This window comes from Streptomyces sp. NPDC001027 (assembly GCF_040299045.1).
GTDB lineage: Bacteria > Actinomycetota > Actinomycetes > Streptomycetales > Streptomycetaceae > Streptomyces.
This window is the reverse complement of record NZ_JBEPBI010000023.1, coordinates 1-19,438: the sequence shown is the minus strand read 5'-3', so window position 1 is coordinate 19,438 and position 19,438 is coordinate 1. Positions and strand designations below refer to the sequence as shown.

Sequence of the window (19,438 nt, the reverse complement as noted above, 5' to 3'; positions counted from 1 at the left end):
GTCACAATCCGGGCTGACACCCGGTCAGACCTCCTGGTCGGACGGCCCGGTCAGACCCCTCCGGTCAGACCCCTCCGGTCAGATCAGACCCGTCACGGGCCGACGGATCCGTCACGGGCCGACGGATCCGTCGGACGCCGGGCCAGGCGCGGGCTTGGGGGCGGGGGCGGGGGCGAACTCGACCGGCAGCGTGCGCAGGCCGCGCATGATGAGGCCGCCGCGCCACCTCAACTCCGCCGGTTCCACGGCCAGTCGGAGGTCGGGAAGCCGGGTGAGCAGGGCGGCGAGCGCGGTCTGGCCCTCCAGCCGGGCCAGCGGGGCGCCCAGACAGTAGTGGATGCCGTGGCCGTAGCCGAGGTGCTGGTTGTCACGGCGGGAGAGGTCGAGGGTGTCGGGGTCGGTGAAGCGAGCCGGGTCGCGGTCGGCGGCGGCCAGCACGACGAGGACGGGATCGCCGGCTGCGATGTCCTGGCCGCCGATGACGACCGGCTCGGTCGCGAACCGCCAGGTGGCGAGTTCGACGGGGCCGTCGTAGCGGAGCAGTTCCTCGACGCCCGCGGCGAGCAGGGCCCGGTCGCCGCCGTCCTCGGTGAGGGACCGCTGCAGGGCCTCGCGCTGTGCGGGATGGGTCAGGAGGGCGTACATGCCGTTCCCGATGAGGTTCACCGTCGTCTCGAAGCCGGCGAACAGCAGGATGAAGGCCATCGCGGCGGCCTCGTTCTCCGTGAGGTGCTCGCCGTGGTCGGAGGCGCGGATCAGACCCGAGATGAGGTCCTCGCCGGGGGCGGGTTCGTCGGGGAGTCCGGCGCGTTTGCGGTGGATGAGCTCCAGCAGGTAGCCGCGCATCTTCTTCACCGACCGGGCGACGCCGCCCCTGGGGCCCCCGCCGTGCCGGATCATCATCCCGGCCCAGTCGCGGAAGTCGTCCTGGTCCTCCTCGGGGACGCCCAGCAGGTCGCAGATCGCGTAGATGGGGAGAGGGAAGGCGAAGTCGTGGATGAGGTCGGCACGGCCCTCGGCGGCGAACCGGTCGATCAGCCGGTCCGTCAACTCCTGCACGCGCGGCGCGAACTCGGCGACGCGACGCGGGGTGAAGGCCTTGCTCACGAGTCGCCGCAGCCGGGTGTGGTCCGGCGGGTCGATGTTGAGCAGATGGGTCATCAGCTCGGCCTTGCGCTCCCCGGGGATGCCGGTCCTGCCCCGGGCGTGGGCGGGCTCGTCATGATGTGCGGGGTTCTTGGACAGCCGCGGGTCGGCGAGGGCCTGCTTGGCGTCGGCGTACCGGGTGACCAGCCAGGCCTCGACCCCGCTCGGCAACGCGGTCCGGTGCACCGGGGCGTGCTCCCGCAGCCAGGCGTAGGCGGGGTAGGGGTCGGTGGCGAACTCCCAGGTGAAGAGCTCGGGAGCGGGCGGCGCGTCGGCCGGGGACGGCCGGGACGAGCGGGCCGAGCCGGTCTGCTCGGTCGGACGGGTCGGGCCGTTCGGGTGGGTCGGGTCGGTCACTCCCCGACCGTAGCGGGCTTCCCGAGGCGCTCCGTCACGCTCCCTCGCCCGACGACGGGGACGAGGGCTCGGACGACGAGGACCCGGACGACGACGGAGACAGGGACGAGGGCGAGGACGGGGACGGGCGGTCGGGGAGGCCTTCGGCGACCCGGATCGCGTCCCGGTAGGACCGGGCCGCCGCCCGCAGCGCCGCCTCCGGGTCCACGCCCTGCGACTCGGCCCGGGCGGCGAGGGCGAGCAGCTCGTAGCCGACGCCCTCGGCGGCCGGCAGCGGCACGTCCAGCCCGGCCGTGCGGGTTCGCGCGACCAGCTTCGCCGCGAGAGCCAGCGAGGGCTGGTGGAGCGGAACGCCGTCGGTCACCGACGCCCGCCGCTTCTCGACCGCCTTCGTGCGCAGCCAGTGCTCCTTGACCTCTTCCGGCGTGGTGGCGGTGGCGTCGCCGAAGACATGGGGGTGGCGGTGGACGAGTTTGGCGACGATCGTGCCCGCGACGTCGTCGACGGAGAACGGGGACTCCTCGTCCTCCTCGGCGATCCGGGCGTGGAACACCACCTGGAGCAGGACGTCGCCCAGTTCCTCGCGGAGTTCGTCGCGGTCGCCGTCCTCGATCGCCTCGACCAGCTCGTACGCCTCCTCCATCGCGTACTTCGCCAGGCCCTGGTGGGTCTGCTGCGAGGACCAGGGGCACTCCTCGCGGATGCGGTCCATGACCTGGACGAGGTCGAGCAGCCGGGCGCCCGGCAGGTCGTAGGAGGCGGGGAGGAGTTCCAGCTCCGGCATCGACACCCGGCCGGAGCCCGCCAGCCGGGCCAGACCGTCCGTGAGGGCCGGTTCGCCCTCGCCGGTCGCCACCACCACCGCGGTGCGGCCCCCGGCGCAGGCGGCGACCAGCTCCTCGGCGGTCGGCGAGCTCTCCTCGACCGCTATGCCCGCGTCCCGTAGATAGGGCAGCTGCGGGTGCGCGCCGTCCGCGCACAGCACCCGGTCCGCCGCGCGCAGGGCCTGCCAGGCGGGCCAGGACAGCAGACCGGGGGCGACGCGGTGGCTGGTGGTGAGCAGGACGACGCGGCCCGGGGCGGTGACTGCGGCGTCGGCGTCGGCGGAGCTGATGGCGTTCACCCCCCGAACGTAACCCACGTCCGCGGCCTGCCCCGGAAGTCGTCCACAGGGCAGGCCTTCCGGTCACACGATCACATGGTCGGATCGATGGCGGGGCACGTCGCTCACGGCGTCGCGCGTCCGATCACGGGTCGCGCCGCGCACTGTGCGCATGGGGTCAGGTCGTCTGCTTGGTCCCGGTCGCCGTGACCTCCCGCACCCACGGGGTCTTCGCGTCGACGCGGGCGACCTTCTGCGCGTCCCAGCTGCCGTAGCGCGGGTTGAGGTCGACGCCGAGAGACGTGGACGCCTTGGACAGAGCGCTCCAGAACGCGGGCTGGCTGGTGGTCGTGCCGAGCTGGGCGGCGAGTTTCTGGGCCTCCAGCTGGAGACGCAGGTTCTCGTCGAGGCGCTGCGGCGGGATGCCGTACTGCTGCAGCCACGCCGTCTCCAGGCCCTTCGCGCCGCCCGCCTGCTGTTCCAGGCCGGTCCGCATCTCCTGGACCTCGCGCGGAGTGACGGTGATGCCCGCGTCGTCGGCGGCGTGGTGCAGCACCTGGTCGAGGACCATGCCGTGCAGGGTGTCCCGGGCGAGCCCGCCGGTCTGGCCGACGACCTGCGCGTACTGGGCGTCGTCGGTGACGGCCGCGCGCTGCGCGGAGCGCACCTCGTCCACCCGGCTCTCCAGTTGGGAGACGGTGATCCGCTGACCGCCCACGACGGCCGCCGCACCCGGATGGGCGTCGTTGCCGCAGGCGGTGAGGAGAGGGGCCGCCGCGATCGCGGCGGACAGCAGGAGCGCGGTGCGACGACGGCGGTGCAAGGAAGCCTCCCGAGGAGATTGTGCGGCGGTGCACAAGGTCTTGCGGTGATCGATGGTAGGCAGTGGCGCGGCTGCGGCCAACCCATTCGACCAACGATTCACCAGGACTTCCGGCACCGCCGCGCCCACTGCCCGCCCGCTCCCCGTTCACCCATCGCCCGGGTCGCCGCCCGGTCGCCGCCCGCCCGTCGGTGCGGGCGGTCGGCTCGGCGGGTTCGGGGCGCTCTCAGCCGACCAGGGCGACCGGCGCGTCCCAGGAGTCGCGGTCCACGGTGATCGTGTAGCCGCCGCGGGTCTCCTTGCTGTTGACCAGGTACTGGTGGCCGCGGCTGTGGCCGGTGAACTGGGTCGCGCCCCACGGCCAGTCCGTGGTCGTGGTGTCCTTCTTGTCCCACAGCGCGTACCAGAGGTTGCCCGGCAGGTCCGTCTTGTTCGTCGCGGTGGCGATCGCCTTGGCGCTGGAGCTGCTGAACCCGTAGTAGCCGGCCCGGTACGTCTTGGCGCGCAGCGTCTTGCTGAAGGAGCGGACGTACGCCAGCACGGAGTCGTTGCACGACTTGTTCGTGATGTCGTACGCCTCCATGTCGAGGTAGATCGGGCTGCCGGCCTTCATGCCGAGCGCGGAGGCCTTGGCGACGGCGTCCGCGGCGTCCGTGGCGCCGAGGGAGGTGGCCGTGGAGGCGATGATCTTCTCCGGGCTGGAGCCGGTCTGGCACGGCGGCTGCGCGCCGACGTAGAGCGGGATGAGCTTCCAGCCGAGCGTGTTGACCGACTTCACCCACGACGCGGTCAGGTTGGGCTGGGCGCAGCCGCGGTTCTTGCCGCCGACGTAGACGGCGGCGCCGCCGTAGTAGCCGTCCGTCTTCCAGGCCTTCATCGCGGCAAGCGAGGGCGCGGTGCAGGCGTCGAAGGCACGGCCGGTGTACGTCTTCTGGGCGGGCCACACGGTGGCCGCCATCGAGGTCTGCGCCGCTATCCCGGCCCCCGCGAGGACGGCCGCGCCGGCCACGCCCCACGTGATGTATCTGCGCTTCCTGGACTGCCGGTGCTCGGCCATGCGTCCCCACCCCATCGTTCGTCTGTGATTCTGCGCGTACGGCGTCCTCGCCGGCACGGCGGCGTCGTACGGGTCTCTCCCCTCGACCGGTACGACGATACGGCGTCGACTCGACGTCGCGGCGCCGCACGCACGGTACCCCGAGGCATCCCCGTGAACGGGAAACGGTACGTCGGGAGCGGCACAAGATTCACTTACGTCACGGTAAAGAAGCGGGGGCCCGACGCGGGCCGCCCATGTCCTACCCTTGCTCCCGGGTGACCTTGGGGGGCGACATGACGATGCCGACGACGACCGTGACCGGCACGGCGAGACGGCTGGAGGGCGGCTGGTTCGAGCGGCTCGCCTGGGTGGTGCTGGTATGGCTCTCGCTGGGCTTCCTGGCGTGGGTGCCGTTCCTCTATGTGGGGATCCGCCGCGGCCTGTCCTCGGACTGGGTGGCCTTCGGCTCGTTCGCGCTGTACGAAGTGGCGATCGTGACGGCCACGGTGGCCTCCGACAACGACGACTCGGACGCCTACTTCGGCGGCATGTTCCTCATCACCCTGCTGATGGCGACCGGGATGCTGCTGTTCGCGATGTTCGACAAGAAGGCCCCGGCGGCCCCGGCGTACGGAGCGGGCCACCCGAGCCCGAACCCGTACCAGCACGGGTACCCGTACGGCCGGTAGCCGTCAGCCGGCGGCCCCGAACCGGGGGCCCTGAACCCATGACCCCGGGGGCTCACCCCGCGCGGAAGCGGCCCGGGGCCTTGGTCGGGTTGCCCCCGGCGGGCAGCCGCTGCGCGGGGCAGGCCGACAGCACCTCCTCCATCGCGGACTTCTCCGCCTGCGTGACCCACAGCTCGTACTTCTTCTTCACGGCGACCTGCGCCGCGACGTACGTGCAGCGGTAGGCCTTGTTGGGCGGCAGCCACGTCGCCGTGTCGCCGTCCCCCTTCGAACGGTTGGTGCTCGCGTCGACGGCGAGCAGGTTGAGCGGGTCGTTGGCCAGCGCTATCCGCTTGGCCGCGTCCCAGTACTTGGCGCCCTTCTGCCAGGCGTCGGACAGGGCGACGACATGGTCGATGTCGACCTTGCTGCTGCCGCGCCGGTAGGTCACGCCCTTCCCCGAGTACGGATCCGACTCCAGCACGCCGAAGGACACCTTGCACACGCCGCCGGTGAACTTCACCTGCTTCAGGTCCCGCTTGAGGATGTCGTCACGGGTGTCGCAGGAGTTGGAGTCCGTGTCCGCCCACGCGGAGCCGAACTGCTCCCGGTCGTAACCGGTCTTGGGGGCCCGCCCCTTCACCGGCAGCGACTCGGCCGCCGCGAGGGCCGCCCCTCCTCCCGCCTTTCCCGCGCCCGCCGTCGCACCCGCGCCACGGGAGCCCGCCCCGGCGGTCTGCTCCTTGCAGCCGGCCGCCGTCACGGCGCATGCCAACGCGACGGCGACCGCCGCTCCACCCCTCAGACGCCTCACGCGCCCCTCCCCTGTCCGGCCGCTGCCCGTCCCGCACAGGGCGGATTCCCCTGACGTGGACCGGCACACACCCTAGCGAGGGGCGCGCGGAGGCAGCCGGGAGGTCCAGACCACAACGGCCTTAAGTGGGCATCCCGTACATCACGGGAATATCGTCGGTGGAGAGTCACCTCCGGGAAGGGAGCTCTGCATGGGCATCTTCGACAGGTTCAAGAGCAACAAGGCGGCACAGGACAAGGCCAGGGACATGTCCGACGCCGCGGAGCGGCGGATCAACGAGAAGACGGGCGACAAGTACGAGTCCCAGGTCGACTCGGGTCAGCAGCAGCTGCACAAGCGGATGGGCATGGACGAGGACAGGCCCGAGAACCCGTAGCGCGCACAGCCCTTGGCGCGCCGGGCCTGGACGCCGCCGGTCCCGCAGAACGCGGGAGCCTGACGTGGCCGTCCGCGGAGCAGGCCGCTCCGCGGACGGCTTCTTCCGGTGAGGGTTTCTTCCGGGGAGGGTTTCTTCCGAGGAGGGTTTCTTCCGGGGACGGTACGTTCCCGGGACGGTTCCTTCCCGGGACGTCGGCCCGCCGGCCTGCGGCGGCCCGGGTCCTCCCCGTCCGCCGCCCTTACGAGCCCAGCACCGTGGCCAGGAACTCGCCCACCCAGCCCAGCAGTTCCCGCCCGACCAGCGGCTTGCCGCCGACCTTCGCGGTCTTCGGACGCGGTACGAGCACCTGGTGCGCGGCGGGCTTGATGACCGACCCCGGGTACAGCCGCTTCAGACGCAGTTCCTGCGACTCGCGCAACTCCACCGGCGCGAAGCGGATGTTGGCGCCCTGGAGCACGATCTCGCCCACGCCGCACGCGCGCGCCAGCATCCGCAGCCCCGCCACCAGCAGCAGGTTCTCCACCGGTTCGGGCAACTTGCCGTACCGGTCGACGAGTTCCTCGCGGACCGCCCTGACGTCGTCCTCCGAGTTGGCGGAGGCGATGGCCCGGTAGGCCTGCAGACGCAGCCGCTCGCCCGGCGCGTAGTCGTGCGGGACGTGCGCGTCGACCGGCAGCTCGATCTTGACCTCGAGCGGCGGCTCCTCCTCGATCTCCCCCGTCTCCAGCTGACGCCGGTAGTCCGCGACGGCCTCGCCGACCATCCGCACGTACAGGTCGAAGCCGACGCCCGCGATGTGGCCGGACTGCTCGCCGCCGAGCAGGTTGCCCGCGCCGCGGATCTCCAGGTCCTTCATCGCCACGTACATGCCCGCGCCCATCTCGGTGTGCTGGGCGATGGTGGCGAGCCGCTCGTGGGCGGTCTCCGTGAGCGGCTTCTCCGGCGGATAGAGGAAGTAGGCGTAGCCGCGCTCCCTGCCCCGGCCCACCCGGCCGCGCAGCTGGTGCAGCTGCGACAGGCCGAACGTGTCGCCGCGCTCCACGATCAGCGTGTTGGCGTTGGAGATGTCGATGCCGGACTCGACGATCGTCGTCGAGACGAGGACGTCGAACTTCTTCTCCCAGAAGTCGACGACGACCTGCTCCAGCGCCGTCTCCGACATCTGGCCGTGCGCGGTGGCGATGCGCGCCTCGGGGATGATCTCGCGCAGCCTCGCCGCCGCGCGGTCGATGGACTCGACCCGGTTGTGGATGTAGAAGACCTGGCCCTCGCGCAGCAGTTCGCGGCGGACCGCGGCGCCGATCTGCTTCTGCTCGTAGGGGCCGACGAACGTGAGCACCGGGTGGCGCTCCTCCGGGGGCGTGGTGATCGTCGACATCTCGCGGATGCCCGTCACCGCCATCTCCAGGGTCCTCGGGATGGGGGTCGCCGACATCGTCAGGACGTCCACGTTCGCGCGGAGCTTCTTCAGCTGCTCCTTGTGCTCGACGCCGAAACGCTGCTCCTCGTCGACGATGACCAGTCCGAGGTCCTTGAACTTCGTCTCGGAGGAGAACAGCCGGTGGGTGCCGATGACGACGTCCACGGAGCCCTCGCGCAGTCCCTCCAGGGTGGCCTTCGCCTCCGCGTCCGTCTGGAAGCGGGAGAGGGCGCGGACCTTCACCGGGAACTGCGCGTACCGCTCGCTGAACGTGCCGAAGTGCTGCTGCACCAGCAGCGTCGTCGGCACGAGGACGGCGACCTGCTTGCCGTCCTGGACGGCCTTGAAGGCGGCGCGGACCGCGATCTCCGTCTTGCCGTAGCCGACGTCTCCGCAGATCAGGCGGTCCATGGGGACCGTCTTCTCCATGTCGTCCTTGACCTCGGCAATGGTGGTGAGCTGGTCGGGCGTCTCCGCGTAGGGGAAGGCGTCCTCCAGCTCGCGCTGCCACGGGGTGTCCGTGCCGAAGGCGTGCCCGGGGGCCGCCATGCGGGCCGAGTACAGCTTGATCAGGTCGGCGGCGATCTCCTTGACCGCCTTCTTCGCGCGCGCCTTCGTCTTGGTCCAGTCCGCGCCGCCGAGCCGGTGCAGCGTGGGGGCCTCGCCGCCCACGTACTTGGTGATCTGCTCCAGCTGGTCGGTGGGGATGTAGAGGCGGTCGCCGGGCTGGCCGCGCTTGGCGGGCGCGTACTCCACGACCAGGTACTCGCGCGTGGCGCCCTGGACGGTGCGCTGCACCATCTCGATGTAGCGGCCCACGCCGTGCTGCTCGTGGACGATGTAGTCGCCGGCCTCGAGGGTGAGTGGGTCGATGGTCTTGCGGCGGCGCGCGGGCATGCGCGCGCCGTCCTTGCCGGCCGCCTTCTGGCCCGACAGGTCCGTCTCGGTGAGGACGGCGAGGCGCAGCGCGTGGTCGACGAAGCCGTAGTCGATCGAGCCGCAGGAGACGTGCACGACGGAGGGGCTCAGCTCGGTCAGGTCGCTGTCGAGACGGGCGGCGACGCCCTCGCCGCCGAGCACCTCGACCGTGCGGGCGGCCGGGCCGTGCGCCTCGGTGACGAAGGCGACGCGCCAGCCGTCCGCGAGCCAGCCCTTGGTGTCCGCGAGGGCCTTCGCCGTGTCGCCGCGGTAGGTCTCCGGAGCGTGCATGCCGAGCTTCAGCGTGCCGTCGTCCAGCTCGTCGTCGGCCGCGAACGGCGACACCGACCACCACATCATGTCCAGCTCGCGCGCGTGTTCGCGGACGTCGGCGATCGACCACAGGGAGGCCGCGCCGACGTCGATGGGCGCCTCGCCGCCGCCCGCCGTGGCCGCCCAGGAGGCCTGCAGGAACTCCTGCGAGGTCGCCACGAGGTCGGCGGCACGCGTGCGGACCCGCTCGGGGTCGCAGACGACGGCCATGGCGCCCTTGGGCAGGACGTCGAGCAGCAGCTCCATGTCGTCGACGAGCACCGGGGCCAGGGACTCCATGCCCTCGACCGCGATCCCCTCGGCGATCTTGTGGAGCAGTTCGCCCAGCTCCGGGTGCCGCTCGGCGAGGTCACGCGCACGCGTGCGCACGTCGTCCGTCAGCAGCAGTTCGCGGCATGGCGGGGCCCACAGGCCGTGCTCGGCGACCTCCAGGGAGCGCTGGTCGGCGACCTTGAAGTAGCGGATCTCCTCGACGTCGTCGCCCCAGAACTCGACGCGCAGGGGGTGTTCCTCGGTGGGCGGGAACACGTCCAGGATGCCGCCTCGGACGGCGAACTCGCCGCGCTTCTCGACGAGTTCCACGCGGGCGTAGGCGGCGGCTGCGAGCGCCTCGACGATCGTGTTCAGATCGGCGGTCCCGCCGGAGCGCAGCGCCACCGGCTCCAGATCGCCGAGCCCCTTGACCTGCGGCTGGAGCACGGAGCGGACGGGTGCGACGACCACCGAGACGGGGCCCGTCTCCGGGTCGTCCGGGCGTGGGTGGGCCAGCCGGCGCAGCACGGCGAGGCGGCGGCCGACGGTGTCGCTGCGCGGGCTGAGGCGCTCGTGCGGGAGCGTCTCCCAGGAGGGGTACTCGACGACGCCGTCCGGCGGGAGCAGCGAGCGCAGGGCGGCGGCGAGGTCCTCGGCCTCGCGGCCGGTGGCGGTCACCGCGAGGACGGTGCGGCCGGTCTCGCGGGCGAGGGCGGCGATGGCGAACGGACGGGCCGCCGGGGGACCGACCAGATCGACGTGCATGCGGTTGCCGTCGGCGGCCGCGGGGATGGCTTCCGCGAGGGCGGCGTCCTTGACGACGGCGTCGAGCAGACCGTGCAGGCTCATGGAGGGCTTTCCGTCGAGGGGCCCGGGCACGTCTCGTCCTCGCGGGATGTCTCTCGCGGTGACACGGGTGCACCCGGTCCGGGGTGGGCAACGCGAAGGGCCCGACGCGTGACACGGGCGGGGGTGTCCAGGGTACGACGGGGCGGGGATGTTCGCCGGGGGCTGTGGACAACCCCGGGGGCCGGTGGGAGCCGATGACCGGATTCTTTCGCCCGCACCACCCCGCGGCATTCGCCCGCACCACCCCGCGGCAGAGGCGGCTGCTCCGCCCCGGAGTCGGCCACACCGCCCGCCCCGCAGGTGGCCACCCCTTCAGGCTGCGGCCGCACCACGAAGGCGGCCGCAGCCCGAAGGGGCCGGGCCGCCCCGGCCGCCCCGGGGCGGCCGGGCGCGCGAAAGGGCCCGGCACCGAGAAGACCCCCGTCCTTCTCGATGCCGGGCCGTGCGCCCCCGGCCGCCTCCGCGGCGCGGGCCGTTTGCGCCCTAGTCCGTCGCGATGGCGTTCAGGACGTTCATGCGGCCCGCGCGGAACGCCGGGATCAGTGCCGCGAACAGGCCCACGAAGGCGGATCCGATGAACACGCCGATGATCGTCGGCCACGGGATCTCGAGGACGTTCAGGCCCTGCAGGGCGAGGAGCTGCTGGGCGGTCGCGCCCCAGCCCATGCCCAGACCGAGGCCGAGGAGCGCGCCGAAGAGGGCGATGACGACCGACTCCATGCGGATCATGCGGCGCAGCTGGCGGCGGGAGAGGCCGATCGCCCGCATCAGGCCGATCTCCCGGGTGCGCTCCACCACCGACAGGGCCAGGGTGTTCACCACGCCGAGGACGGCGACGATGATCGCGAGGGCGAGCAGGCCGTAGATCAGGTTCAGCAGCTGCCCGATCTGGTCCTTCAGCTGCTGCTTGTAGTCGGTCTGGTCGCGGACGGTGTACTGCGGGTAGTCGTGCAGCGCCGTCTTCAGCGCCGTGTAGGCGGCGTCCTGCTGCCCGTCCTTCGCGCTGGCGAAGACCAGCTGGTCCAGCGGCAGCTTGTCGGCCGGGACGTACTTCTTCAGCGTGGCAATGGAGGTGTACATCGCGCCCTGGTCGATGACGGCGTCGCTGCTGGTGATCGCGCGGACCGTCAGCCGGGCGGTGGAGCCGTCCTTGAACGCCACGGAGATCTGGGAGCCCAGCTTGATCCGGTGGTCCTCGGCGAACTTCTCGTGGACGGACATCGAGTCGGGACGGTAGGCGTCGGTGAGCTTGCCGGCGACGGTCTCGACGCGCAGGTCGGTCGCGTAGGTCGGGTCGGCCGCCGTGATCGCCGTCTTGTCGAGCGTCTTGCCGTCAGGGGTGGTGAAGTCGGCCTGGGTCCACTTGTACTCGGTGACCCGCTCCAGACCGGGCGTCGCCTTGATGGCCTGGACGGCCTGCGGGGTCATCCGCTGACCGCTGTCGCTCTGGATGATGAAGTCCGTGCCGACGCTTTTGTCGAGCTCCTCCGTGGCGGAGGCGACCATGGACGAGCCGACCACCGACAGGCACGCCACCAGCGCGAGGCCGATCATGAGGGCCGCGCCCGTGGCGCCCGTGCGGCGGGGGTTGCGCAGCGCGTTGCGCTCCGCCATCCGCCCGACCGGGCCGAACGCCCTGAGCAGGACCGCGCCGAGCACCCGCACGACCGCTCCCGCCAGCAGCGGGCCGATCACCACGAAGCCGATCAGGCTCAGCACGACGCCCAGGCCCAGCCACATGGAGCCCTCGGCCGCCTTGTCGGCGGTGGAGGCGAGGTACAGACCCGCGCCGCCCGCGCCGGTGAGCAGCAGACCGATGACGGCCCGCACGACGCCGGCCTTGGCGTCGGCCGGGGCGCCCGCGTCGCGCAGCGCGGCCATCGGGGAGACCTTGCCGGCGCGGCGGGCCGGGAGGTAGGCCGCCAGCACCGTCACGACGATGCCGAGGACCATGCCGACCACCGGCGTCGTCCAGGCGACCGTCAGATCGTCGGTGGAGAGGTTCATGCCGGTCATGCTCATGAGCTTCATCAGGCCGACCGCGATGCCGACGCCCGCGCCGACGCCGAGGACGGACCCGACGAAGCCCAGCAGCAGGGCCTCGACGAGCACCGAGCGGTTTACCTGCTTGCGGCTGGAGCCGATGGCCCGCATCAGGCCGATCTCACGGGTGCGCTGGGCGACCAGCATCGAGAAGGTGTTGATGATCAGGAAGATGCCGACGAGGAAGGCGATCCCGGCGAAGCCGAGCATCGCGTACTTCATCACGTCCAGGAAGCTTCCGACGTCCTTGCGGTTGGCGTCGGCGGTCTCCTTCGCGGTCTGCACCTTGTAGTCGGCGCCGATCCCGGCCGCGACGTTCTTCTTGAGCTGCTCGTCGCTGACCCCGGCCGCGGCCGTGACGTTGACGTTCGTGTAGACGTTCGCCTCGCCGACCAGCGCCTTCTGGGCGGTCGCGGTGTCCAGGTAGAAGATCGCCGCGCCGGGGTTGGTGACCTGGAAGGCGGCGATGCCGGAGATCTTCGCGGTGTGCGTGCCGACCGCGGTGATCACGCCGATCTCGTCGCCGAGCTTCAGGTGGTGCTTGTCGGCGGTGTCCTCGTCGACCATGACCTGGTCGGAGCCCTTGGGCGCCGCGCCTTCGGTGATCTTCATGGTGCGGGCTTCGTTGCCGTTCCAGCTGCCGACGATGGTGGGCGCGCCGCTGGACGGCGACAGGCTGTCCTTCTCGGCGTCGACGACGGTCGCCGCGCTGGAGAAGACCGCGCCCTCCGCCGACTTCACGCCCGGCGCCTTGCGCACCCGGTCGAGCACGGAGGCCGGCATGACCGGCGGCTTGCCGTTGTCGGCGGTCGTCTCACCGCTGTCCGAGGCGGCCTTCGCGCTCACGGTCACGTCGGAGGAGGTGGCGGCGAAGAGCTTGTCGAACGTCGTGTTCATCGTGTCGGTGAAGACGAGCGTCCCGCAGACGAACGCCACCGACAGCAGGACCGCCACGGCCGACAGCGCCATGCGTCCCTTGTGCGCGAAGAAGTTGCGCATCGAGGTCTTCAGCACGGTCATGACGTACGCCCCCGCGCGTCGAAGTCCTTCATGCGGTCGAGGACGCTCTCGGCGGTGGGCTTGAACATCTCGTCGACGATCCGGCCGTCCGCGAGGTACAGCACCCGGTCCGCGTAGGAGGCGGCCACCGGGTCGTGCGTGACCATCACGATGGTCTGGCCCAGGTCGTCGACCGAGCGGCGCAGGAAGCCCAGGACCTCGGCGCCGGCGCGCGAGTCGAGGTTTCCGGTGGGCTCGTCGCCGAAGATGATCTCCGGGCGGGCCGCGAGGGCGCGGGCCACGGCGACGCGCTGCTGCTGACCGCCGGAGAGCTGGGTCGGGCGGTGCTTGAGGCGGTCGGCGAGACCGACGGTCTCCACGACCTGGCTCAGCCACGCCTTGTCCGGCTTGCGGCCCGCTATGTCCATGGGCAGCGTGATGTTCTCGAGCGCGTTCAGCGTGGGCAGCAGGTTGAACGCCTGGAAGATGAACCCGATCCGGTCCCGGCGCAGCTTGGTGAGCTTCTTGTCCTTCAGCCCGGTGATCTCGGTCTCGTCCAGGTAGATCTGGCCGGACGAGACGGTGTCGAGACCGGCGAGGCAGTGCATCAGCGTGGACTTGCCGGACCCCGAGGGGCCCATGATCGCGGTGAACTGGCCCCGGGTGATGTCCACGTCGACGTGGTCGAGCGCGACGACCCGGGTCTCCCCGGACCCGTACGCCTTGACGACCTGTCGCGCTCGCGCGGCAACGGCCGTAGGCCCTCCAGTGCCCCCGTGCCTGGGAATGGTCACAGCCGAAGTCACGGTCAGTCTCCTCAGTCGAAAGTCTGCGGTGGACGAGCGCGTCGGACCGGTGGCCGCCGTGCGGTGCGCGGAGGCGCCGGTCGGTGAAGCGCTACGTCGAGAAGTGTGTCGGCGGGAGGCGGGCCCGCGCGCTGGTGCCCGGGCCCGTCTTCCCGGGGGGTTAACCCCACCCCCCGTGGGTGGGGTTGACCGCCCCGCCGGTCCCCGTCCGCCCCCCGTCGACGGCGTAAAGCCAGGTTAAGGACGGCGCAGGGGGGTTCTCCTCCTCCGCCGGAAGGAACCCGCCCCCAGCCGTAGTGCGGAGGGACCCCTAGGGGCTGTCCACCGCCAGGTGGAGGCGCGCTCGGGGTCTCTCCACCCTCCGCCCCGCCCATGCTGGGCCCTCCCGTCGCGTGAGGGTCAAGCGGAAAACCGGGTTCCGGCAGATGGATGCAAGGGGCACACAAGGGTGCGGGGGCCTCGGCCGTCGGCGCCGCCTTCCGCCAGGTCTTCCGCGCCGCCCGCCCTCCGCCAGGTCTTCCGCGCCGCCCTCCGCGCAGTCTTCCGCTCGGGCGGGGGCGGATACGGGACGCGATCGCGTCATCTACGGAAAGACACCGGGTTAACGCGGGTAACACCGCAGGTGGGAGCCCGTTTCACACAGTAAGCGCATACCGACCGACCAGTTTGGAGAAAAGACTTCGCAGCGACCGTACTCCCGAGTAACGTGCCTCCCTCGCCCCCCACCTCCCTGCGGTCCGCCGCCTCGGATCCGAGCCATGCAAGGAGCGGGATGTCCCACGACCCGTCGTTCCCCCACTCGCCGTTCCCCCATTCGTCACACCCCCGCCCGTCGTACGCCCGCCCGACCTACCCCTGGCAGCCGCCGCCCCCGCAGCCCGAGCCGCAGCGACCGCGGCCGGACCGCCACGCACCCGTCGGACGCCACAGCGATCTGCGGATCCTGCGCGGCGCCTACCGCCGTCAGCGACGCGTGGCGACCCTCACCGCGCTCGGCTACTTCGTCGTCTTCCTCGTCCTGTCGGCGTTCGCGCCGTCCCTGATGACCGGCACGCCCGCGCCCGGCCTCCCCGTCGGACTGCTGCTCGCCCTGCTGCAGCTCCCGGTCACCTGGCTGGCGATCGTCCTGTACGAGCGCACCGCCCGCCGGCACGTCGACCCGCTCGCCGACCGCATCCGCAAACTCGCCGAGATCGACGCCAGACGGGACACCCGCACCGCGCGGGAAGCCCGGGACCGCCGCGGCACGCACCCCGGGGAGGCCCGACGATGACCGAGCTCACCGGCGACGCCCAGACCATGTCCCTCGTGGCGTTCACCGCGGTCGCCACGATCACGCTGCTGCTGTGCGTGATGACCGGCCCCGACCGCGACGACCTCGACGAGTTCTACACCGGCTACCGCTCCCTGTCCCCGCTGCGCAACGGCCTGGCCATCGCGGGCGACTACATCTCCGCGGCCACCGTCCTCGGCACCGGCGGGGTCATCGCCCTGTGCGGCTACGACGGCGTCGTCCTCGCCCTCAGCACCGTGCTCTCCCTGATGCTGCTGATGTTCCTGCTGGCCGAACCGCTGCGCAACGCGGGCCGCTTCACCATGGGCGACGCACTCGCCCGCCGGATGCCCGGCCGCGCGGTGCGCATCACGGCGTGCGCGGTCACCCTCGCCGCGCTCCTGCCGATGATGCTCGTCCAGCTCGCGGGCACCGGCCAGCTGCTGGCCTTCATCCTCGGCTTCTCCGGCGACTCGGTGAAGACGGGCTGCGTCGTCTGCATGGGCGTCCTGATGATCAGCTACGCGGCGATCGGCGGCATGAAGGGCACCGCGCTCATCCAGATGCTGAAGATCGTCACGCTGCTGGGCTCCGGCGCCGTCATCGCGGTGATCATCCTGTACCGCTTCGACGGCAGCCCCGGCGCGCTCTTCGACGCGGCCGCCGAGGGGAGCGGGGTGGGCGGCGCCTTCCTGCGCTCCGGCCTGGAGTTCGCCGACGGCCCCTACCCCCGCGTCGACATGATCGTCTCCCAGCTGTCGGTCGTGCTGGGCGGCGCGTGTCTGCCCCACATCACCATGCGCATGTACACCGCCTCCAGCGCCCGCCAGGTTCGCCGCTCGATGTCCTGGGCGGTGTCCGCGGTCGCCCTGTTCGTGCTGGTCATGACGGTCGTCGGGGTCGGCGCCACCGCGCTCGTCGGCCGTGCGCTGATCGCCCGGGCCGACCCCCGCGGCAACACCGCCTACCTGCTGGGCTCCCGGGCCGCGTTCGGCGCGGACGTGTCCACCGCCGAGACCCTCCTCCTCACCACCGTCACGACGGCGATCTTCCTCACCGTCCTCGCCTCGGTCGCCGGCATGATCCTCGCCTGCGCCAACTCCCTCGCCCACGACGTGTTCGCCGCGCAGAAACCGCGAACGTCGCCGCGGCGCGAGATGCTCGTCGCCCGGCTGTCCGCCCTCGCGGTCGGCGTCCCGACGATCCTGCTGGCCACCCAGGTCCAGCACCGCAGCCTGCAGCCCCTGGTCACCCTCTCCTTCTGCCTCGGGGCGTCGGCCCTCGCCCCGGCCCTCGTCTACAGCCTCTTCTGGCGCCGCTACACCCGCGCGGGCCTGCTCACCACGCTCATCGGCGGGACCGTGTCCGTGCTGCTCCTCATGCCGGGCACGAACCTGGTCTCCGGCTCGCCCGTCTCCGCCTTCCCCGAGGCCGACTTCAACTGGTTCCCGTTCACCACCACGGGCATCGTCACCGTCCCGCTGGGGTTCGCCCTCGGCTGGCTGGGCACGGTGCTCTCCGGCCACCGCAAGGCGGAGGCGCAGCGCCGCCGGTACGAGGAGGTGGAGGGCTGGATCCTGGCGGGCGCGGTCCGCAGGGGCGACTGACGGCCCCTCACGCACGGGCGGGTCGAACGAGCACGGCGACGACGGGCTCCACGGGACGTCGGGCGCCCGGGGCGACGGGCGCCCCGCAACGTCGGGCGACCCGATCGCCGGCCGGCCGGGACGCCGTCAGTCGACCGGCCGGGAGGGTGTCAGTCGACCGGCCGGGAGGGTGTCAGTCGACCGCCCTCCCGGTGAGGGCCGTCAGGCTGTTGCGGACGTGGTCCATGTGCGCCTGGACGTCCTCCCCGCGGGCGATGTGCTCCCGCAGGACGCGCTCCGTCTCCCGCTCGGTGCGCTCCTCCCGGGCGCGCGCCTCGGCGAGGATCCCGGCCGCACGCGCATGTGCGTCCTCCTGGCCGCGGCGGGCCGACTCCTCGGCCTCGGCGAACGCCTGCTTCGCCTCGGAGAGCGCCGCCTCGGCGCGCGCCACCGCCCCGGCGTGCCGCGCGTCGAGGGCGGCGGCCCGCCCGGCGGCCTCGTGCTCCGCCGCGGCCCACCGCTCGGCGTGCTCCTTGTGCTGCTCTGCGAGCATGGCGGCGGTGCGCTGTCGCACCTCGCGCAGAGCGGCCAGCGCCTCGCCCCGGTACTCCTTCACCTCGCGCCGGGCGCCGATGCGGAGCTCGTCGGCCTCGGCGCGCGCCGCGAGCAGCCGCTGGCGTGCGCGCTCCTCGGCCTCCGCGCGCAGCGCGTCGGCCTCCTCCTGCGCCGCCCGGCGCGTATCGAGGGCGCACGTCTCGGCGTACGCGACCTCGTCCGCAGCCGCACGCCGCGCACACACGCGAACGTCCTCCGCCTCTTCGCTCCCGAGCTGGAGAACGCGCTGCGCACGCTCCCCCAGGGACTCGTAGGTCTGCGGCGCGAGCCCCGTCACGACCTCGCGCAACCGCTCGGCCTCCTCCTCCATCTGCCGGGCGAGGACGGTGAGCCGGGCGGCTCGCTCCCATGCCGCGTCCCGGTCGGCACAGAGCGCGGCCGTGTACGCCTCGACCTGCTCGGGCCGGTAACCGCGGCCGCGAACGGTCACGAACCCCGGCGGTGACACCGATGCGCTGCTCATCCTTGAACCCCTCGCCACCCGACGGACACGACATGATGATTTCGCGCATATCTTGATGTATCGGGTGTAAGTGTTCATAACGCGACACTCCGCGTACAGGTCACGGTCAACAGCGTCACCGCCCGGACACGAAAAGGCCGGGCCCGGTCTTCCGACCGGGCCCGGCATCGCGCCGTCCTGAGTGCTGAGCCCTACGGCAGCAGCGCTGAGTCCTACGGCAGGTCAGCGGCCCGCCGTCACAGCAGTCCGTCCCACATCTGCTCCAGCAGCACCGACCACCAGCTCTCCGGCGAACCGAGCGCCGCCGGGTCGAGCGAGGCCAACTGGGCCTGGAAGTCGACGGTCCAGCGGCCCGCCTGCTCCTGGTTCAGGCCGAACCGCAGCCGCCACATCCGCCCCAGCAGCGCCAGACTGCGCGCGAACTCCGGCAGCCCCGTGTTCACGAACTGCGGCGGCACCGGAGCACCGCCCAGACCCGCCTCCACCGGCACGGCGACGATGTTCGCCGTGCCGTACTGGACACAGATCGCCTTGCCGAAGTCGCTGCCCATGACGAGATAGGACCCCGCGTCCGAGGCCGGCTGCACACCCCGCTCCGCCGCCAGCTCCGCCAGCGTCGGCACCGGCCGCCCCGGCTGGGCCTGCGCCCAGAAGAACGGCCCCATGTCCGCCGGCAGACCCGCCACCACCAGGGTGTGCGCCACCACCGGCGGCACACCCTGCCGGGACACCGCCGCCTGCTCGAACCGGAACACCGCCGGCCCGAACACCGCCGCCAGCTCCTGCCCGATCGCCTCCGGCGGCACCGGCGGCGCCGGCTGCACAGGGGTCAGCGGCGCCCGTACCGGCCCCGGACGCGCGGGACCGTCCGCCACCTGGTGCAACTCGCCCTGATGCGCCAGCAACTGCTGCATGCCCTGCTGTCGGCTCGCATGATCCGTGCCGTACGGCGCGATGCTCGTGATCCGCGCCTGCGGCCACTGTTCCCGGATCATCCGCGCGCAGTACGCACCCGGCAACTCGCACGACTCCAGCTCCGTGTGCAGCTCCAGCACCTGGTCCGGCGGCACGTTCATCGCCCGCAGCTCGTGGAAGATCTGCCACTCCGGGTGCGGGGTGCCCGGAGCAGAACGCCGGATCAGCTGCTGCTCCGAACCGTCCTGCGCCCGGAAGCGCAGCACGGCCTGATAACCGGGCCCGACCGTCGGCAGACCCTGCTGCTGCGGATACCCGTACGACGGCGGCTGCCCCGGCGGCGGCATGGCTCCCGGCGGCATCGGCGGCTGCGGAACGCCCGGAGCCATCCCGGGAGGCCCCGGAGGCACGCCGGGACCGCCACCGGGGAAACCGGGAGCACCAGGCGCACCCGGCGCACCCGGCGCACCGGGAACCCCGTGAGCACCGGGGACCCCGGGAGCCTGCGGCGGCGGGGGCGCGCCCGGGCCGCCGACCGACGGACCGGCCAGCATCGTCGCGGCATGGTGGACGGCGCCCGGAGCGCCGGGCGCTGAGCCGTTCCCGCCCGGAACGCCGGGGGCGGCGCCCGGGGCGCC

General features: G+C 72.2%; 14 protein-coding genes. 4 read left to right on the top strand and 10 right to left on the bottom strand.

Going from position 1 to position 19,438, the window contains the following annotated elements:
• Positions 1-111: 111 nt before the first annotated feature.
• The 4 genes from ABT300_RS09990 to ABT300_RS09975 all read right to left on the bottom strand — a co-directional run bounded on the left by ABT300_RS09990 (position 112) and on the right by ABT300_RS09975 (position 4,485).
• Positions 112-1,503 (bottom strand): cytochrome P450 family protein, encoded by a 1,392-nt coding sequence (locus ABT300_RS09990; RefSeq protein ID WP_351673790.1) that lies wholly within the window; start codon positions 1,501-1,503, stop codon positions 112-114.
• 34 nt (positions 1,504-1,537) lie between these two features.
• A complete protein-coding gene (locus ABT300_RS09985) occupies positions 1,538-2,626 on the bottom strand; it encodes a nucleoside triphosphate pyrophosphohydrolase (RefSeq protein WP_351673789.1) in 1,089 nt (362 codons plus the stop codon).
• 157 nt (positions 2,627-2,783) lie between these two features.
• Positions 2,784-3,428 (bottom strand): SurA N-terminal domain-containing protein, encoded by a 645-nt coding sequence (locus ABT300_RS09980; protein ID WP_351673788.1) that lies wholly within the window; start codon positions 3,426-3,428, stop codon positions 2,784-2,786.
• A gap of 226 nt (positions 3,429-3,654) precedes the next feature.
• Entirely contained in the window at positions 3,655-4,485 is an 831-nt protein-coding gene (locus ABT300_RS09975) for a glycoside hydrolase domain-containing protein (RefSeq protein ID WP_351673787.1), read from the bottom strand.
• Positions 4,486-4,760: 275 nt separating this feature from the next.
• Here ABT300_RS09975 and ABT300_RS09970 point away from each other — a divergent pair, with 275 nt between their 5' ends.
• Positions 4,761-5,156: a hypothetical protein gene (locus tag ABT300_RS09970; protein ID WP_351673786.1), complete on the top strand. Its 396-nt coding sequence runs from the start codon at positions 4,761-4,763 to the stop codon at positions 5,154-5,156.
• Positions 5,157-5,208: 52 nt separating this feature from the next.
• On the opposite strand, the gene ABT300_RS09965 is transcribed toward ABT300_RS09970, so the two are convergent.
• A complete protein-coding gene (locus ABT300_RS09965; RefSeq protein WP_351673785.1) occupies positions 5,209-5,949 on the bottom strand; it encodes an HNH endonuclease family protein in 741 nt (246 codons plus the stop codon).
• A gap of 190 nt (positions 5,950-6,139) precedes the next feature.
• On the opposite strand from ABT300_RS09965, the gene ABT300_RS09960 reads away from it, so the two are divergent.
• Positions 6,140-6,325 carry an antitoxin gene (locus tag ABT300_RS09960; RefSeq protein WP_319279812.1) on the top strand — a complete coding sequence of 62 codons (186 nt, stop codon included), beginning with the start codon at positions 6,140-6,142 and terminating at the stop codon, positions 6,323-6,325.
• 241 nt (positions 6,326-6,566) lie between these two features.
• On the opposite strand, the gene mfd is transcribed toward ABT300_RS09960, so the two are convergent.
• From mfd to ABT300_RS09945, 3 genes are all read right to left on the bottom strand, one after another.
• Positions 6,567-10,100: a transcription-repair coupling factor gene (gene mfd, locus ABT300_RS09955; protein ID WP_351673784.1), complete on the bottom strand. Its 3,534-nt coding sequence runs from the start codon at positions 10,098-10,100 to the stop codon at positions 6,567-6,569.
• Between the two features lie 483 nt (positions 10,101-10,583).
• Positions 10,584-13,163: an ABC transporter permease gene (locus ABT300_RS09950; protein WP_351673783.1), complete on the bottom strand. Its 2,580-nt coding sequence runs from the start codon at positions 13,161-13,163 to the stop codon at positions 10,584-10,586.
• Positions 13,160-13,948: an ABC transporter ATP-binding protein gene (locus ABT300_RS09945; protein WP_351673782.1), complete on the bottom strand. Its 789-nt coding sequence runs from the start codon at positions 13,946-13,948 to the stop codon at positions 13,160-13,162. The genes ABT300_RS09950 and ABT300_RS09945 overlap by 4 nt, the downstream gene beginning before the upstream one ends.
• Positions 13,949-14,720: 772 nt before the next feature.
• Between ABT300_RS09945 and ABT300_RS09940 the strand changes: the two genes are divergently transcribed.
• Positions 14,721-15,221, top strand: coding sequence for a DUF485 domain-containing protein (locus ABT300_RS09940; protein WP_351673781.1), 501 nt, complete (start codon positions 14,721-14,723; stop codon positions 15,219-15,221).
• A complete protein-coding gene (locus ABT300_RS09935) occupies positions 15,218-16,828 on the top strand; it encodes a sodium/solute symporter (protein WP_351673780.1) in 1,611 nt (536 codons plus the stop codon). Before ABT300_RS09940 ends, ABT300_RS09935 begins: the two co-directional genes overlap by 4 nt.
• A gap of 172 nt (positions 16,829-17,000) precedes the next feature.
• Here the strand turns inward: ABT300_RS09935 and ABT300_RS09930 are convergent, their stop codons facing one another.
• Entirely contained in the window at positions 17,001-17,885 is an 885-nt protein-coding gene (locus ABT300_RS09930) for a coiled-coil domain-containing protein (RefSeq protein WP_351673779.1), read from the bottom strand.
• A 236-nt stretch (positions 17,886-18,121) separates the two neighbouring features.
• Positions 18,122-19,438: SUKH-4 family immunity protein (locus ABT300_RS09925; RefSeq protein WP_351673778.1), on the bottom strand; the 1,317-nt coding region annotated here is incomplete at its 5' end.

Coding starts and splice junctions, on each gene's coding strand:
- ABT300_RS09975 (WP_351673787.1), bottom strand. CDS start 4,485: ATGGCCGAGCACCGGCAGTCCAGGAAGCGCAGATACATCACGTGGGGC.
- ABT300_RS09970 (WP_351673786.1), top strand. CDS start 4,761: ATGACGATGCCGACGACGACCGTGACCGGCACGGCGAGACGGCTGGAG.
- ABT300_RS09960 (WP_319279812.1), top strand. CDS start 6,140: ATGGGCATCTTCGACAGGTTCAAGAGCAACAAGGCGGCACAGGACAAG.
- mfd (WP_351673784.1), bottom strand. CDS start 10,100: ATGAGCCTGCACGGTCTGCTCGACGCCGTCGTCAAGGACGCCGCCCTC.
- ABT300_RS09950 (WP_351673783.1), bottom strand. CDS start 13,163: ATGACCGTGCTGAAGACCTCGATGCGCAACTTCTTCGCGCACAAGGGA.
- ABT300_RS09940 (WP_351673781.1), top strand. CDS start 14,721: ATGTCCCACGACCCGTCGTTCCCCCACTCGCCGTTCCCCCATTCGTCA.
- ABT300_RS09935 (WP_351673780.1), top strand. CDS start 15,218: ATGACCGAGCTCACCGGCGACGCCCAGACCATGTCCCTCGTGGCGTTC.
- ABT300_RS09930 (WP_351673779.1), bottom strand. CDS start 17,885: ATGAGCAGCGCATCGGTGTCACCGCCGGGGTTCGTGACCGTTCGCGGC.